At 71.9% G+C, this 15,190-nt stretch carries 17 protein-coding genes and 2 tRNA genes; 2 read left to right on the plus strand and 17 right to left on the minus strand.

Going from position 1 to position 15,190, the window contains the following annotated elements:
* Both HMPREF0063_RS10630 and HMPREF0063_RS10635 read left to right on the plus strand, forming a co-directional pair.
* Positions 1 to 318 (plus strand): hypothetical protein (locus HMPREF0063_RS10630; protein ID WP_007078671.1); only part of this gene is annotated, 318 nt, incomplete at its 5' end.
* 35 nt (positions 319 to 353) lie between these two features.
* Positions 354 to 809: a DUF4190 domain-containing protein gene (locus tag HMPREF0063_RS10635; protein ID WP_007078672.1), complete on the plus strand. Its 456-nt coding sequence runs from the start codon at positions 354 to 356 to the stop codon at positions 807 to 809.
* Positions 810 to 816: 7 nt separating this feature from the next.
* Here the strand turns inward: HMPREF0063_RS10635 and HMPREF0063_RS10640 are convergent, their stop codons facing one another.
* The 17 genes from HMPREF0063_RS10640 to HMPREF0063_RS10720 all read right to left on the minus strand — a co-directional run bounded on the left by HMPREF0063_RS10640 (position 817) and on the right by HMPREF0063_RS10720 (position 15,186).
* Positions 817 to 1,836: a UDP-N-acetylmuramate dehydrogenase gene (locus tag HMPREF0063_RS10640; protein WP_007078673.1), complete on the minus strand. Its 1,020-nt coding sequence runs from the start codon at positions 1,834 to 1,836 to the stop codon at positions 817 to 819.
* Positions 1,837 to 1,952: 116 nt separating this feature from the next.
* Positions 1,953 to 2,123, minus strand: coding sequence for a 50S ribosomal protein L33 (gene rpmG, locus HMPREF0063_RS10645; protein ID WP_007078674.1), 171 nt, complete (start codon positions 2,121 to 2,123; stop codon positions 1,953 to 1,955).
* A gap of 49 nt (positions 2,124 to 2,172) precedes the next feature.
* Positions 2,173 to 2,246: transfer RNA gene (locus HMPREF0063_RS10650), tRNA-Met, on the minus strand.
* Positions 2,247 to 2,299: 53 nt separating this feature from the next.
* Positions 2,300 to 2,372, minus strand: a tRNA-Thr gene (locus HMPREF0063_RS10655).
* Between the two features lie 33 nt (positions 2,373 to 2,405).
* Positions 2,406 to 3,467 carry a quinone-dependent dihydroorotate dehydrogenase gene (locus HMPREF0063_RS10660; protein ID WP_007078675.1) on the minus strand — a complete coding sequence of 354 codons (1,062 nt, stop codon included), beginning with the start codon at positions 3,465 to 3,467 and terminating at the stop codon, positions 2,406 to 2,408.
* A gap of 31 nt (positions 3,468 to 3,498) precedes the next feature.
* Complete coding sequence (locus tag HMPREF0063_RS10665) at positions 3,499 to 4,974, minus strand: glycosyltransferase family 4 protein (RefSeq protein WP_007078676.1); 1,476 nt, start codon at positions 4,972 to 4,974, stop codon at positions 3,499 to 3,501.
* A gap of 7 nt (positions 4,975 to 4,981) precedes the next feature.
* Complete coding sequence (locus HMPREF0063_RS10670) at positions 4,982 to 5,764, minus strand: glucose 1-dehydrogenase (protein WP_007078677.1); 783 nt, start codon at positions 5,762 to 5,764, stop codon at positions 4,982 to 4,984.
* 47 nt (positions 5,765 to 5,811) lie between these two features.
* Positions 5,812 to 6,699 (minus strand): 3-oxoacyl-ACP reductase, encoded by an 888-nt coding sequence (locus HMPREF0063_RS10675; protein ID WP_007078678.1) that lies wholly within the window; start codon positions 6,697 to 6,699, stop codon positions 5,812 to 5,814.
* Positions 6,696 to 6,896, minus strand: coding sequence for a ferredoxin (locus tag HMPREF0063_RS10680; RefSeq protein WP_007078679.1), 201 nt, complete (start codon positions 6,894 to 6,896; stop codon positions 6,696 to 6,698). Before HMPREF0063_RS10680 ends, HMPREF0063_RS10675 begins: the two co-directional genes overlap by 4 nt.
* A 42-nt stretch (positions 6,897 to 6,938) precedes the next feature.
* The gene (locus tag HMPREF0063_RS10685) at positions 6,939 to 7,745 is read right to left on the minus strand and encodes a hypothetical protein (RefSeq protein WP_007078680.1); all 807 of its coding nucleotides are present in this window, start codon (positions 7,743 to 7,745) and stop codon (positions 6,939 to 6,941) included.
* A gap of 1 nt (position 7,746) precedes the next feature.
* On the minus strand, positions 7,747 to 8,253 hold the full coding sequence (locus HMPREF0063_RS10690; RefSeq protein ID WP_007078681.1) for a hypothetical protein: 507 nt from the start codon (positions 8,251 to 8,253) through the stop codon (positions 7,747 to 7,749).
* Positions 8,250 to 9,377, minus strand: coding sequence for an MCE family protein (locus HMPREF0063_RS10695; RefSeq protein ID WP_007078682.1), 1,128 nt, complete (start codon positions 9,375 to 9,377; stop codon positions 8,250 to 8,252). The genes HMPREF0063_RS10690 and HMPREF0063_RS10695 overlap by 4 nt, the downstream gene beginning before the upstream one ends.
* Positions 9,374 to 10,714, minus strand: coding sequence for an MCE family protein (locus HMPREF0063_RS10700; protein ID WP_007078683.1), 1,341 nt, complete (start codon positions 10,712 to 10,714; stop codon positions 9,374 to 9,376). The genes HMPREF0063_RS10695 and HMPREF0063_RS10700 overlap by 4 nt, the downstream gene beginning before the upstream one ends.
* The gene (locus HMPREF0063_RS10705; protein ID WP_007078684.1) at positions 10,711 to 11,940 is read right to left on the minus strand and encodes an MCE family protein; all 1,230 of its coding nucleotides are present in this window, start codon (positions 11,938 to 11,940) and stop codon (positions 10,711 to 10,713) included. Before HMPREF0063_RS10705 ends, HMPREF0063_RS10700 begins: the two co-directional genes overlap by 4 nt.
* Complete coding sequence (locus HMPREF0063_RS10710; RefSeq protein ID WP_007078685.1) at positions 11,937 to 12,923, minus strand: MCE family protein; 987 nt, start codon at positions 12,921 to 12,923, stop codon at positions 11,937 to 11,939. The genes HMPREF0063_RS10705 and HMPREF0063_RS10710 overlap by 4 nt, the downstream gene beginning before the upstream one ends.
* A complete protein-coding gene (locus tag HMPREF0063_RS10715) occupies positions 12,923 to 14,053 on the minus strand; it encodes an MCE family protein (RefSeq protein WP_007078686.1) in 1,131 nt (376 codons plus the stop codon). Before HMPREF0063_RS10715 ends, HMPREF0063_RS10710 begins: the two co-directional genes overlap by 1 nt.
* Positions 14,050 to 15,186, minus strand: a complete 1,137-nt coding sequence (locus HMPREF0063_RS10720) for an MCE family protein (RefSeq protein ID WP_007078687.1) — start codon at positions 15,184 to 15,186, stop codon at positions 14,050 to 14,052. Before HMPREF0063_RS10720 ends, HMPREF0063_RS10715 begins: the two co-directional genes overlap by 4 nt.
* Positions 15,187 to 15,190 lie beyond the last annotated feature (4 nt).

Genomic DNA, 15,190 nt, shown 5'->3' on the forward strand with positions numbered 1-15,190 from the left:
CCGGTCCCCATCGCCCCGCGGCTCCCGGAGCCGCCGCGCTCGAGCGCCTCGCTGGTCCTCGGACTGGTCGCGCTGGCGGGAGGCGCCGTGCTGGTCGTCCCGCTGCTGGCGGCACCGATCGCCTGGTACCTCGCCGCGTGCGCGATCCGGGACGCCGAGCGTCAACCGGAGCGGTGGGGCCCGGCGGGCCAGGCCCGGGCCGGGCGGATCCTGGGCATCGTGGGCACCGTCCTGCTCGGGCTCGCGGTGCTGGCCGCGGCCGGGGCCGCCCTGGTCGTCGGGGTGCTGGCGGGCCAGTCGTCGCCGTACGCCGGTTGACCGATCGGGACCTGGCGGTGTGGCAGGCTCCTGCCATGAGCGATCCGACCCAGCCGCCCTCGGACCCCTACCGTCCGCAGGCGCCCTACCAGCCGCAGGCGCCGTACGGACAGGTGCCGCCGCCGGGGCCGTACGGCCAGGCCCCCTACGGCCAGGCGCCTCCCGGGTTCCCCTACGCCCAGGTGCCGCCGGCCGCGCCCCGGCACCCCAACGCCACGACGGCCATGGTGCTGGGCATCGTCGCCCTGGTGGGCGGGTTCATGTGTGCCCTGCCGCTGCTGATGGGCCCCGTCGCGTGGGTCATGGGTGGGCGGGCGGTGCGGGAGATCGACGCGAGTCCCACGCCGCTGGCCGGACGCGGGGAGGCGACGGCCGGCCGCATCACCGGCATCGTCGCGACCGTCCTGCTGGTGCTGGGCCTCCTGCTCGTCGTGGCGTTCGTGACGCTGTTCGCGATCGCCGGGACGTCCTCGGAGTTCGACTTCTCCTGACGGTCGGTCAGAGCCTGCAGCCCACGAGCACCGGCTCGGGCTGCAGGTCGACGCCGAACTGCTGCCGCACGCCGTCCCTGACCTCCCGGGCCAGGGCGAGCAGGTCCGCCGCAGTCGCTCCTCCACGGTTGGTGAGGGCCAGGGTGTGCTTGGTGGAGAGCCGGGCGGCACCCTCGCCGTGACCCCGGCCGAAGCCGGCCCGGTCGATGAGCCAGGCGGCGCTGGTCTTGACGGTCCCGTCGGGCTGGTCGAACCGCGGCGCGTCGGCGGGCAGCGACGCGGCGACCTCCGGGCCCAGCAACGGGTTGGTGAAGAACGACCCTGCGCTCCAGGTGTCGTGGTCGGACTCGTCGAGCACCATGCCCTTGCCGGCCCGCAGCCGCAGCACGGCCTCGCGCACGTCGGCCGCCGGTGCCCGGTCGCCCACCTGCACGTGCAACGACCGGGCGAGCTCGGCGTACCCCACCGGCGCACCGAGGTCGCCCAGCGGCAGCTGGAAGGTCACGTCGAGCACCACGAACCGCCGGGGGTCGGCCTTGAACCGGCTGTGCCGGTAGGCGAAGCCGCAGTCCGCGGCCGCGAGGGTGCGGATGCGGGACTCCCGCCGGTCCCACGTGCGCACCGAGGCGATGGTGTCGGCCACCTCCTGGCCGTAGGCGCCGACGTTCTGGATCGGGGTCGCACCGACCGACCCGGGGATGCCCGCCAGGGCCTCGACACCGACCCACCCACGCTCGACCGCGGTCCGGACGAACGCGTCCCACGGCTCCCCCGCCGCCACGGTGACGCTCGCGCCGCTGCACGCGTCGGCGGAGACCGTGATGCCGCGGCTGCGGACCAGCACCACGCGACCGTCGAACCCGTCGTCGGCCACCACCAGGTTGCTGCCCCCCGCCACGAGCAGCAGCGGGCGTCCCGCCTCGTCGGCCTCCCGGACGGCGGCGACCAGCTCGCCGGCGTCGGTGGCGTCGACGACCTCGGCGGCCGGTCCCCCGACCCGCAGGGTCGTCAGCTCGGCGAGATCCATGGACGCGACGCTAGCAACAGCCGGCGCCGGCGGCTCCGCCGTGCCGCCCACGACGCGACCGACCCCGCCCTGCCGAGGCAGGACGGGGTCGGTCGGTGGAGCCGGGGCGATCGCGCTCAGCGCGTCTCGCGGTGCACCTGGTGCGTCTTGCAGCGGGGGCAGAACTTCTTGATGTCGAGACGATCGGGGTCGTTGCGACGGTTCTTCTTGGTGATGTAGTTCCGCTCCTTGCACTCGGTGCAGGCCAGGGTGATCTTGGGGCGGACGTCGGAGCTCTTGCTGGCCACGGGGGTGCCTCTTCTGCTGGGAAACGGTGATGCGGATGACGTTCTGCGGTAGCGGGGGCGGGGTTCGAACCCGCGACCTCACGATTATGAGTCGTGCGCTCTGACCACCTGAGCTACCCCGCCTCGGGGCCACGGGCCACCCTGGCCCCGAGGGCGTCAGGCGAACTGTGTCCCAGAGCCCCTTTACGGAATCGAACCGTAGACCTTTTCCTTACCATGGAAACGCTCTGCCGACTGAGCTAAAGGGGCAACCGGAGCAACGATACCCGGTGGCCGGGCAGATCAGAAATCGGGGTCCGCCGAGCGTCCGCGAGCCGCTCCCGACGTGGCACCGGCCAGTCGCGACGGCCACAGCGGCCCCTCGTACACGAACCCGGTGTAGGCCTGCACCAGGTCGGCACCGGCGGCCAGCCGCGCCCGCACGTCCGCCGCGGTGGTCACCCCACCGACGCCGATGAGGGCGAGGTCGGGGCCCACCCGCTCCCGGAGCCGGACCAGCACCTCGGTCGACCGCTCCGCCAGGACGGGACCGGACAGACCCCCCGCGCCGGCGGCCTCGACCTCCGCGGGCGCGCTGCGCAGACCGGCGGGGCGGGCGACGGTGGTGTTCGTGGCGATGATGCCGTCCAGCCCCAGCCGTCGGGCGAGGTCCGCCACCTGGTCGACGTCGTCGTCGGCGAGGTCGGGCGCGATCTTGACGACCAGCGGCACCCGCCCCGCGGGCACGGTCTCGGTCACCTGGCGGACCGCCGTGAGGATCGGCTCGAGGGACTCCACCGCCTGCAGGTCGCGCAGGCCGGGGGTGTTGGGGCTGGACACGTTGACGACCAGGTAGCTCGCGAACGGCGCCAGCAACCGGGCGCTCTCGACGTAGTCGGTCACGGCACGCTCGACGGGGACCACCTTGGACTTGCCGATGTTGACCCCGATGACGGCGTCCCGGCCGGCACGCGTCCCGCGCAGACGGTGCAGACGGGCCGCGACGACCGCTGCTCCGTCGTTGTTGAAGCCCATCCGGTTGACGACCGCGCGATCGTCGACGAGACGGACCAGACGGGGCCGCGGGTTGCCGGGCTGGGCCTGCGCCGTGACCGTGCCCACCTCGACGTGCCCGAAGCCGAGGGCCAGGAGGCCGGGCACGGCCCGTGCGTTCTTGTCGAATCCGGCCGCCAGGCCCACGGCATTCGGGAACGTCAGTCCCATCACGGTGCGCGGGTCCCGCACGGGCCGGACCACGGCGGCGGCGACCGGCCGGCCGGCACGGATCGCGGCGAAGGCACGCTCGTGGGCGACCTCCGGGTCCATCCGACGAAAGACGGTGTCGAAGAACGCTCGGTAGGCCACGCCAGCAGCCTAGGCCCTGCGGCCCGACGGGCTACGCCAGGACGTCGGCGACCGTGACCGATCCGTCGGTCTCGTTGATCGCCTCGGCCAGCTCCACGATCTCGGCGTCGTCGAGCTGCACCCGGGCCTCCTCCAGGCCCCGCCGCAGCTCGGACTCCACGGTGCCCTCGGGCGCACCGTCCTGGTACCCCGCGACATGGTTGACGACGTTCTGGACGGCCTCGGTCTTGTCGTTCGACATCTGGTTCATGACCGCGCGGTACCCCGTCGCCGGAGATCCACACGCCCCGTCCACGACCTCGGCGTAGGCCGCGGCGGTGGCCTCGGCGACCGCCCGCCAGCTGAACCGCTCCAGGACCCGTCGGCGCGCCGCACGCCCCATCGCCTCGCGGCGCTCCGGGTCGTCGAGCAGGTCCGCCAGGGCCAGCTCAAGCTCGCCGACGTCGCCGGGCGTCACGAGCACCGCGCAGGCCCCGTCGTCGCCGACGACCTCGGGGATCGCGCCGGCCCGGCTGACGACCAGCGGCGTGGCGCAGGCCATCAGCTCGGCCGTGGGCAGGGAGAACCCCTCGTACAGCGACGGCACGCACGCGATCTCCGCCGAGCCCATGACGTCGACGAGCTCGGCGTCGCTGAGACCGCTGACGAAGGTGACCGCGCCGGCGATGCCGAGGTCGTCGATGAGCCGTTCGGTCCGTCCGCCGGGCTTCAACGTGGCGACCAGCACCAGCTCCACGTCACGTTCGGTGCGGAGCTTGGCGAACGCCTCGAGCAGGGTGGCGATGCCCTTCATCGGGGCGTCGGCACTGGCCATCGCCACGATGCGCCCCGGCACGCGGGGACGGTCCGGTGGCCTGAAGTCCTCGCTGACCCCGAGCGGGATCACCTCGAGCCGCTGCGGGTCGACCCCGAAGTCCCGCACGATGTCGTGCCGGCTGGACTCCGAGACGGTGAGCACCTTCGGCAGGCGCCGGGCGACCTGCCGCTGCATGCGCAGGAAGCCGTACCAGCGGCGCACGCCGGCCCGGCGACGCAGGCCGGTCGCGTTCTCCAGGTCGATGCGCCGGTCGAAGGTGATGGGGTGGTGGATCGTGGTGACCAGCGGGAACCCGGCCGCCATGATCTGGACCAAGCCGCGGCCCAGCGTCTGGTTGTCGTGGACCACGTCGAAGTCGCCGCGCCGGTCCCTCAGCAGCCGGGCCACGCGCCGGCTGAACGTCTTGGGCTCGGGAAAGCCCGCGGTGCACATGGTGAGCACCTCCTCGACGTCGACGAGGTCGCGGTACTCCCGCAGGTGGGGCAGCCGGAACGGGTCGGGGTCGCGGTACAGGTCGAGCGACGGCACGCGGGTCAGCACGACGCCGTCGTCCAGCTCGGGATACGGCTGGCCCGAGAACACCTCCACGCTGTGCCCCAGCGCCACCAGCTCCCGGCTCAGGTTGCGGACGTACACGCCCTGGCCACCGCAGTGCGGCTTGCTGCGGTAGGACAACAGGGCGATGCGCACGACCGGCTCAGCGCCCGCCGCGACCGCTGTTGCCCGGGTAGAACGAGTGCGTGGCGGTGGCGCCGCCGTCGATCGCGAACTCGCCACCGGTGGTGTAGCTGCTCTCGTCACCGGCCAGGTGGACGTAGAGCGGAGCGATGTCCTCCGGCGTGCCGACCCGCTCCAGCGGGATGCGGGTCGCGGCCCACTCCATGGCCGCGTCACCACCGTGCACCCGGGTCATCGGCGTGTCCACCATGCCGGGGTGCACGGAGTTGACCCGGATGTTGAAGGCACCGAGCTCCACGGCGGCGGCCTTGGTCATGCCGCGGATGGCGAACTTGGTGCCGGTGTAGGCGGCCAGCGACGACATGCCCGCCAGACCCTCGACCGACGAGCAGTTGATGATCGACCCCTGCCGGCCGGCCTTCATGCCGGGCGCGACGGCCTGCATGCCGAGGAAGCAACCCCGCATGTTGACCGCGACGAGAAGGTCGAACTCGTCCATCGGCATGGTGTCGACCTCGCCGAAGCGCAGGATGCCCGCGTTGTTGACCAGGACGTTGGCCGGCGTGCCGAACCGCTCCTCGGCCTCGGCGACGACCCGTTGCCACGACTGCGCGTCCGACACGTCGTGGTGCGAGAAGTGCGCCGCGTCGCCGAGGTCGGCCGCCAGGGCCTCCCCGGCCTCGTCGGCGATGTCGGCGAGGGCGACACGCGCCCCCTCGGCCACGAAGGCCCGGGCGATGGCTGCGCCCTGGCCCTGGGCTGCTCCGGTGACGATGGCGTACTTGTCCTTCAAGCGGGACATGGTTCTCCTGGTGGTTTGGGGGGGGTGGGGTGGTCGGGGGTGCCGGGTCAGAGGGACAGGACGGCGTCGGCCGCGAACGACCGGTCGGGATCACGGTCGGCGAAGTGGCCGCCGAGGCTGCGGTCGAGCTCCTCGGTGGTCCAGATCTCGCCCGTGGTGTCGAACCGTTGCTCGACGACCGGGGCCGCCATCAGCGCCACCATCCCGCCGTAGACGATGAACACCTGGCCGGTGATGCGCTCGGCGGCCGGCGAGGCGAGGTAGGTGACGAGCGGCGCCACGTGGTCGGGGCTGTAGGGGTCGATCGCGCTGCCCGACTCGTCGGGACCGAACACCGCCGCCGTCATGTCGGTGCGGGCGCGCGGGCAGATCGCGTTGGCCCGGACCCCGATGCGGGCGAGGCCGCGGGCCGTCGAGAGGGTCAGGGCGGCGATGCCGGCCTTGGCCGCGGCGTAGTTGGCCTGCCCCGGGGAGCCGGTGAGGAAGGCCTCCGAGGCGGTGTTGACGACGCTCGCGTCGACCGGGCCGCCGGTCTCCTTGGCCACGCCGCGCCAGTGGGCGGCGGCGTTGCGGGACAGCAGGAAGTGGCCCCGCAGGTGGATCCGCAGGACGAGGTCGAACTCCTCGTCGGACATGTTGAACAGCATCCGGTCCCGGGTGACCCCGGCGTTGTTGACGACCACGTCGAGCGAGCCGAAGGACTGCAGCGCCGTGCTCATGACGAGGTCCGCGGTCGCGCGGTCGCCGACGTCGCCCGGGGCGAGCGCCACCTCGGCGCCCAGGGAGCGCGCCTCGTCCGCGGTGTCGTCGGCGACCCCCGGCAGGTCGTTGAGGACCAGCCTCGCCCCGGCGCCCGCCAGGGCCAGCGCCTCGGCCCGGCCGAGGCCGGCACCGGCGCCCGTCACGACGGCCACGCGGCCGTCGAGAGAGCTCACGGAGCCTCCACGATCGAGAGCGCGGCCCGCGGACAGGCGGCGACGGCCCGCTCGACCCGCGGACGGTTCTCGTCGGTCACCGTCGGGTCCTGCACCTGCAGGAAGTCGTCGTCGTCGATGACGAAGACGTCCGGCGCCATCGCCTCGCACAGTGCATTGGACTCGCACAGGTCGAAGTCGACCTCCACCTTGGCCATCTGGAACCTGCTCCTCGGTCGAAGACTAGAACGTGTTCTAGTCTAGCCCAAGGACTCGAGTTCGGACACGACCCATTCGCCGTCGTCCATCTCCAGGGTGATCACCAGGGTGCTGCGGGTCAGCTGCTGGTTGGCGGTCTCGCCCTCACCGGCGGTGGTGGTCTGGTTGACGAACACCAAGGTCCTGGCCCGGTCCGGGGTCGCGTCGATGATCGCCGACGCCACGGCTGCCGCCTGGAGCACGATCTGGTTGGCCTCGGTGTTGGCCCGCACCTGCTGCATGGTGTTCTCGTACTCCTCGCGGAACTCCGGGGTCATCCGTGCGCGGGCGACCTCGATGTCGTTGTCGAAGGTGCGGTAGTCGTACGACAGGGTGCGCTGGGCCAGGTCGGCCGCGGCCACCAGGACCTCGGTCCTGGCCTGCTCCCCCACGAGGGCGTCGCCCTGACCCGCGGCCACCGCACCGTTCTCGGCGCTCCACCACAGGGCCCCGACCCCCGCTCCGGCCAGCAGGACCAGGACCGCGAGGACCGTGGTGAGCCGGGCACGCAGCAGCGCCGACAGGTCGCGTCCGCGCGTCCTCGCGGGAGCCGCCTCGTGGTCGTCGTGGTCGTCGACCGGATCGGGCACTTCGACCGGATCGGGCGCTTCGGGCGGGTCGACCGGGTCGGCGGCGCCGCGCGGCCGCGCACGCCATCGCGGCGTGCGCGCACCGGTGTCGGCGGCCTCGGGCGGGTCGACCGCCACCGGCTCCACGTCGGACCGGCAGTGACGGCACCGGATCGCCGCGGCCTTGATCGGCTCGGCGCAGTACGGACAGGCGCGTTCGTCGCGCTTCAGCTTCGCCACGTCAGCCCACGAACTCCAGCTGCGAGACCAGCCAGCGGCCGTCCTCGTTGACCAGGGTGAGCTTGATGCGCCAGAAGCGGTCCTCGACCTCTCCGCCGGTGCCCGCGTTCTGCACCTCGCTGCCGGCAGCGACGAACGCGGTGGCCAGGTCGGGTCCGACCTCGCTGAGGCCCACCTCGTCGACCCGGCCGCGGGACACCGACTCCTGACTGACGGCTGCCTCCTTCAACGACTCCAACGAGTCCGCGTACTGCTGGCGGAAGGACCCGGTCGCGCCGTCGAGCACGCGAGCGGTGAGCTCGTCCATGCGGGTGTGGTCGACCTCGAGGAACGCCAGGGTGGTCTCCCGCGCGGCCAGCCTGATGTCGGCGTACTGCTCGGCCTGCTCCTCGGCCGCCGTGGTGCCGGGCACGGCGCCTCCGCCCTGGACGGCGAAGAGCACCATCCACCCGCAGAGTCCGACCAGCAGCACCCCCAGCACGACGTCGACGGTCCTGCGTCTGCTCACCGTTCGCCGCCGGGGAGCTCGGTGGGCGGCGGCGCGAAGTTCATGCCGCGCATGTTGATCGGTGGGCCGGACTGGCACTGGGCCGGGAAGAACGGCACGAAGCTCTCCTCGGAGGTCGGTCGCCACTGCCCCGGAGGCAGGTAGCCCTCGGTGCACGGCGGCGGCATCTGGTTCAGGTTGAGGTTGACCCGGCCGAACTTCTGGCCGCTGGGCGCCTCCAGGAGCGCCGACGGGCCGGCCGCGACCAGGCGGGGGAAGGTGACCAGGAGCTGCTCGAGGGCCGGCAGGCGTCGGGCCAGCACCTCGGTGACGTTGACGAGGGGCTGCAGCAGAGGGGGCAGCAGCCGCTGCAGGTCGCCCACCAGGGCGGTCAGCTCGACCGCTGCGGGCGCGGCGTCGGCGAGGACCGTCCGGAGGTCGGGGTCAGCACCCGCCAGTGTCTCGGTGACCCCGTTCAGGTCCCGTGCCAACGCACGGATGTCGGGTGACACGTCCTGCTGGGTCTCCAGGACCGTGCGGGCGTTGCGCAACAGGCTGATCGTCGCGTCCTCGTTCTCCCGCGCGGACGCGATGAACAGCTGGGCGTTGTCGACCAGCGAGCGCAGCGGCGTGGCGTTGCCGGCGAACATCGCGCCGAGCTCGGTGACCACGGTGTTCAGGTCGTCGCCGTCCAGGCTGGACACGAAGCGTGAGAGGTTGGTGAGCAGCTCGTCCTCGCCGAGCGGCAGGCTGTCGGCCGACCCCCGGACCACGTCGCCCTGGCCCAGCATCGGACCCTCGGTCGAACCCGGTTCGAAGGACAGGTACTGCTCGCCCACCGCGCTGAGGTTGTAGACGAAGACCGCCGTGTCGGCCGGCACCTCCACGCCCTCGTCGATGCGTGCGGTCACCAGCAGGCCGTCGTCCCGGACCGTCATCGACGTGACCCGACCGATCGTGACGCCGCGGTACGTGACCTCACTGCCCTCGAACAGTCCGCCGGAGCCCGGCAGCGTGACCTGCACCGTGTACCCGCGGCCGAGCAGCCGGTCGACCACGCCGAGGTAGGACCCGCCGACGTACAGCAGCGACACGGCGCTGAGCAGCACGAAGGCGACCAGCCTGACCTTGATGCCCCGCCTCATCGCGCACCTCCGCCGAACAGGCCGGACAGCAGGTCCATGATCATGTTGCCCGAGCCGGTCGCACCCGGGGCGGGCGTCAGTCCGGGCAGGAGCGTCCTGGGCGGCTCCGCGGTCGGCGCCGGGCCGGCGAGCGGTTCGGGGACCGGGCCGCCCTGCTCGATGTTCGCCAGCACGCCGGCCACCTCCTCGACGGTCGCCTCCTCGCACAGCGGCAGGCTGCCGAGCACCGCGCAGAGCTGCTCGACGGCGCCACCGAGCGGCGAGCACAGCGGCGCGGCCGGAGTCGTGCGGCAGAGCTGCACGACGTCCTGCAGCGTCTCGGGGATCAGCCCGCCCTCGCTGACCGGGGTGAGCTTGAACTGCAGCCGGAAGACCACGTTGGCGAAGTCGCCGCGGATCGTGTCGGCCGCGTCGATGGGGAACGGGTAGCTGGCGGCCGCGGTGAGGCCGGGGACGAGCGAGTCACCGGTGTCGGCCAGCGCCCGCAGGACCGGCTCCAGGCTCTCCAGACCGGCCACCAGGTCGTCCTTGACCTCGTCGATCACCCGGGTGCCGACGACGCCCAGCTGGTCGAGCTCGACGAGCACCTGCACCAACTCATCGTGCTGGTCCTGCAGCACGGCGACCGCCGGGGCGGCCGCGGCGATGGCGTCGGAGATGGTGTCCTTGTCGGCCACGAGGGTCGCGCTGAGTCCGTTCACCGACTCCAGCGCCGCGATGATGTCGTCGCGCTGCTGGTCGAGGGTGCCCACGAAGGTGTTGAGCGACCGCAACGTGTCCTGCACCTCGTCGGTGCGTCCGCTCATCATCTGGTTCAGCTCCGAGGTGATGGTCTGCAGCTGACCCACCCCGCCGCCGCTGAGCACGTAGGAGAGGGCGCCCAGCACCTCCTCGACCTCGGGGTTGCGGCCGCTGCGCTCGAGGGGGATCAGGTCGCCGTCGCCGAGCCGGCCGACATCGGCCGGGGTGGACCCGGTCAGCGGGTCGGGCTCGGGAGCGGACAGCTCGACGAACTTCTCGCCCAGCAGGCTGGTCTGACGGATCTCCGCCCGGGCGTTGGCGGGCAGCACGACGTCGTCGCGGATCCGCATCGTCAGTCGGGCGTTCCAGCCCACCCGGGTGACCGACTCGACCTGGCCGACCGGGACGTCGGCCACCATCACCGAGGTCCGCGGGACGACGTTGAGGGCGTCGGCGAAGTCGGCACTGAACTCGATCGTCTCCTCGCCGCTGACGGCGCCGCCGGGCAGCGGGAGCTCGTAGAGGTCGACGGTGCACCCGCCGAGCAGCAGCACCGCGGCGATGCCGGTGGCCACGTGACGCAGCAGTCGCTTCATCGCGGACCCCCTCCGAGCAGCTCGAGCAGCGACAGCGGACCGTCCAGTCCCGGCAGTGCCGCCGGGGGCGGGGTCAGCGGATCGGGAGACGCCCCGGGGGCCGGGGCGGTCGTGCCGCCCGGGGGCACCTGGTCGACCAGGTCCGTCCCGGGGGCTGCTGCGGGGATGAGCGGTTCCAGCAGACCGGTGACGACGTCGCACAGGAACGCCGGGAACCCGGCGTTGAGGAGGGTCTGGCACAGGAACTGGTCGGGCCGGAACTGGATGCCGGGGGCGATCTGCAGGCGGGACCCGAACGTGCCGGTGGTGGGCTCGAAGGCGACCGCCAGGTTGCCCAGGGCGAGCGGACCCTTCTGCACGACCAGCCCGACCGCCTCCTTCTGGCGGTCGACCCGTTCGATGAGGCTGGTGAGCAGCTCCACGTCGGTGCTGAGCGCCTCACGGTTCTCGCCGACGAAGCCCTCGACCGAGCCCAGGACGTCGGCCAGCGAGGCCAGCACCTGCTCCAGCTCCTCGCGCTCACCGGCGAACTGCTCGGACACCGCGGCCAGCTCCTGCACGAACGCCTCGACGGTGGAGTCGTTGGCGGCCAGCGTGTCCGTGATCTGGGCGAGGTCGCGAACGGTCTCGAACAGCGGCCCACGGTTGGCGGCGAAGGTCTCGGCGGCGGCGGACAGGTTGCGGATCGTCTCGGACCCCAGGGCTCCGTTGCCGTCGAGCGCCGCGGCTCCGGCCGACAGCAGACCGTCGAGCGCTCCGCTGGTCTCGCCCTCCTTCGGTCCGAGGGTGGTGGCCAGGTCGTCCAGCGAGCTGAACATTCGGTCGAGCTCGATCGGGGTCTGCGTCCGGTCGAGCGGGATGTCGCCGCCGTCGGGCATCTCCGGTCCACCGGCGTAGGCCGGGAACACCTGGACGTACCTGTCGGCGACCAGGGTGGGCGTGACGACGGCGGCTCGTGCGCCCGCCGGCAGCTGGTACTCGGCGTCGTACTCCATCTCGACCCGCACGCTGTTGCCGTCGGGGACGAGGGCCGTGACCTCACCGATCCGCACGCCCATGACCCGGACCTCGGTCCCCGGGTACACCGCGGTGGCCCGGTCGAAGCTGGCCGTGAGGGTCCGGGTGTCGCCGCCGACCACGAGGAAGGCCGCGACGAGCAGGGCCAGCACGACGGGCACCACGATCGCGGTCCGGGTGGCGCGCAGCCAGCGCGAGAAGCCGTTCATCGGGTCCCTCCCGCCGGGCCGGGCACGAACTCGCCGGAGAAGACGCCGATGATGTTCGGCACGTAGGCGCCGAACCACGGCCCCGAACCGACGACGTTGCCCAGGATGTTGACGTAGGGGCCGTAGTTGCGCAGCAGCTCCTCGACCTGGTCCTCGCGCTCCTGGAGGAAGCTGAGGACGTCGTCCAGCTGGGCCAGGGTCGGCGCGAGCTGCTCGCGGTTGTCGTCGACCACGCCCCGCAGCTGGACCGCCAGCTGGTCGGCGTTGACCAGCAGCGCGTTGATGGCCTCCTTGCGCTGCCGCAGCTCGGCGAAGACCAGGTTGGCGTTCTCCATCAGCTGCACGAGGTCACCCTTGCGCTCGTCGAGCAGACCCGTCACGTTGCGCGATCGCGCCAGCAGCTCCTCGAGCTCGGCGTCACGCGACGCGATCGTCTCCGACAGCGCGGAGAGTCCGCCGAGGCTCGAGCGGATCTCCGGGGTGGCGGCGTCGAGGGTCTCGGCCAACGAGTCGAGGGCGGCCGTGAGGTTCTCGCGGTTGGTCTGCTCGGTCTGGGTGGTGAGCTGCCCGAGGGTCTGGACGATGTCGAAGGTGACGTCGGTGCGGGCCAGCGGGATGGTGTCCCCCTCGGGCATGGTGCCACCGCCACGCGAGGTGAGGCTGAGGAACTTGTCGCCCAGCAGGCTCTTGACCTCGACGGCCGCGCGGGTGTCCTCGCCCAGGGTGATGCCCTTGACGTCGAACTCGGCGATGACCATCTCCGGACCGATCGTGATGTCGTTGACCCGGCCCACGTGGATGCCCGCCACCTGCACCGTGCTGCCGACCCGGAGCCCGCTGGCGTCGGTGAGCTCGGCGTAGTAGGTCGCTCCACGGAAGCCGGGGAGCTTCTGCAGGTTGAACGAGCCGGCCAGGAGGAGCAGGAGCACCACGAGCGCGACGATCCCCAGTCGCTTGACCTGCCGGTCGCTGCGCGCCGCCATCACTGGCACCTGTCCGCGCGGCTGACCAACGTGAACTCCGAGAGGTTCTTCTGGATCTCGGGGGTCAGGAGATTCATGACCTCACTCGGCAGGACGATGCCGCCCTGGAACTCGCAGAGGTAGTAGTTGTACCAGGATCCGTAGACGCCGATCCGGGTCTGCTTGGACAACATGTCGGGCAGCAGGTCGAGGGTGCGGTCGAGCCGGTCCTTGTTCTCCGGCTGGGCCAGGACCGTGAAGAGGCGTCCCAGCTCGGCGATGTCGGCCTGGAGGGCGGGGCGGGAGTCCGACAGCAGCTCGGCGACCCGCTCGGTCAGGTCCGCGACGTTGGGCAGGGAGGCCCCGATGACCTCGCGGTCGGTGGCGAGGTCCCCGAACCAGGTTCTCAGGCTCACGATCAGCGCGTTGAGCTCGGCGTTGCGGTCGTCGACCGTCGTCATCAACGTCGTCAGGTTGGTGACCACCTCGCCGATGAGCAGGTCGCGGTCGGCCAGGTTGGTCGTGAGCGAGGCGGTGTTGGCGAGCAGCTGCTGCACCGTGCCGCCCTCGCCCTGGAGCACCCGCACCAGGTTGAGCGACAGCTCGTTGACGTCCTCGGGCCGCAGGGCGGCGAACAGCGGCTGGAACCCGTTGAACAGCTCCGTCAGGTTCAATGCCGGCGTCGTGCGGTCCACCGGGAGCGTCGCACCGGGCTCGAGCGGCGAACCGGCCGACACGGGGGCCACGGCGTCGACCTGCTCCAGCGCCGTGTCCTGACCGATCGGCCCCAGCCCGGGCGGACCCTCGGTGAGGGCCATGTAGCGGTCACCGATCAGGTTGAGGTAGCGCACGCTCGCCTCGGTGCGATCGGTCAGCGCGACGTCCTCGAGCACCTCGAAGGTGACGACGGCGCGGTCGCGACCCTCGAAGTCGACGTCCTTGATGCGGCCGACCGCGACACCGGCGACCCGGACGTCGTCGCCCGGGGCCAGCTCCGAGGCGTTGGTGTAGACCGCGCGGTACTCGGTGAAGGTGCCGTCCCCGACACCTCCGATGATGCCCACGAGCGCCGAGGTGACGATGACCGACACCAGGGCGAAGATCCCGAACCGGGCGAGGTCCAGGAAGAAGGCCGCGTCGCGCTTCCTCATCCGAGGCCTCCGTCCGGGTTGTCCTTGTCGGTGCCGTCGTTGAGCGGCAGGAATCCGGCCGGGTTGTCGTAGTCGTCGGGCAGACCCAGGCACCACGGCCCGCGGCCGACCTCGCCGTACGAGGGGGCGTCGGCCGCGGTGTAGGCCGCGCGTTGGGGAGCCCCGAGCTCGAGCGTCTGGTGGATGATGTCGTTCTGGAAGACGTTCTCGGTGTCGGGGATCTGGCGGTCGAGGCCGGTGAGCAGGCAGTTGAGCATCGGCGAGTAGGTGTCCAGCAGCGACAGCAGCGGGCGGCCCGACCGGGTCTGGGCGATCAGCAGCTCCTCGTTGTCGGCCAGGGTCGTGCGGCTGATGGTGGCCAGGCCCGTGATCGACGTCAGCGCCCGGTTGAGGTCGCCCTCGAGGTCGGTGACGGTGCGGGCCGTGACCGTGGCGTTGCGCAGCACGCCGATCAGGTCCGGAGCGCTGAGCCGGTAGGTCTCGGCCACGTCGGTGAGCAGCCGGAGGTCGGTCTGCAGGGTCGGCAGCTCCGGCGTGATGCGCTTCAGGTAGGCGTTGAGGTCGACGAGCGTGTCGCCGATCTGCGCCCCGTTGCCCTGCAGCGCCCGCGAGAGGCTGAACAACGTGGCGTTGAGCTGGGCCGGCTGCACCGAGCGCAGCACCGGGAACAGGTCGGCCAGGATCGCCTGCAGCTCGACGTTGGTGGACACCCGGTCCGAGGTGACCACGGCGCCGTCGCGCAGCGGTGGCGCGGCACTGCCGGCCGTGGGCACCAGCTCGACGTAGTGCTGGCCGAACAGTGTGGTCGGCAGGATGCGGACGTCGAGGTCGGACGGCAGGTTGCGGGCCGCGTCGGGCTCGAGCGCCAGGGTGATGACGGCCTGCTCACCGTCGCTCTCGATCGACCGGACCTGACCCACCAGGGCGCCGTACACCCGGACGTCGCCGAACCGCGCCAGCTGGAGACCGGCCTTGTCGGCCATGACGGTGACCGTGGTGCTGGTGGTGAACCGCTTGTCGTAGATCGCGATCGACAGTCCGATGAGCAGCGCGATGGAGACGATGGAGACGAGGCCGGCCACCAGGAGCCGGCGGTGCTCGGCCTGGTTGTCGTGGTAGAGGTTGACGAGCATCGCG

It is taken from the genome of Aeromicrobium marinum DSM 15272 (genome assembly GCF_000160775.2).
GTDB lineage: Bacteria > Actinomycetota > Actinomycetes > Propionibacteriales > Nocardioidaceae > Aeromicrobium > Aeromicrobium marinum.

Excerpts from the sequence above, each read along its gene's own strand:
- HMPREF0063_RS10635 (WP_007078672.1), top strand. The coding sequence starts at position 354 with ATGAGCGATCCGACCCAGCCGCCCTCGGACCCCTACCGTCCGCAGGCG.
- HMPREF0063_RS10640 (WP_007078673.1), bottom strand. The coding sequence starts at position 1,836 with ATGGATCTCGCCGAGCTGACGACCCTGCGGGTCGGGGGACCGGCCGCC.
- HMPREF0063_RS10670 (WP_007078677.1), bottom strand. The coding sequence starts at position 5,764 with ATGTCCCGCTTGAAGGACAAGTACGCCATCGTCACCGGAGCAGCCCAG.
- HMPREF0063_RS10680 (WP_007078679.1), bottom strand. The coding sequence starts at position 6,896 with ATGGCCAAGGTGGAGGTCGACTTCGACCTGTGCGAGTCCAATGCACTG.
- HMPREF0063_RS10695 (WP_007078682.1), bottom strand. The coding sequence starts at position 9,377 with ATGAGGCGGGGCATCAAGGTCAGGCTGGTCGCCTTCGTGCTGCTCAGC.
- HMPREF0063_RS10700 (WP_007078683.1), bottom strand. The coding sequence starts at position 10,714 with ATGAAGCGACTGCTGCGTCACGTGGCCACCGGCATCGCCGCGGTGCTG.
- HMPREF0063_RS10705 (WP_007078684.1), bottom strand. The coding sequence starts at position 11,940 with ATGAACGGCTTCTCGCGCTGGCTGCGCGCCACCCGGACCGCGATCGTG.
- HMPREF0063_RS10710 (WP_007078685.1), bottom strand. The coding sequence starts at position 12,923 with ATGGCGGCGCGCAGCGACCGGCAGGTCAAGCGACTGGGGATCGTCGCG.
- HMPREF0063_RS10715 (WP_007078686.1), bottom strand. The coding sequence starts at position 14,053 with ATGAGGAAGCGCGACGCGGCCTTCTTCCTGGACCTCGCCCGGTTCGGG.
- HMPREF0063_RS10720 (WP_007078687.1), bottom strand. The coding sequence starts at position 15,186 with ATGCTCGTCAACCTCTACCACGACAACCAGGCCGAGCACCGCCGGCTC.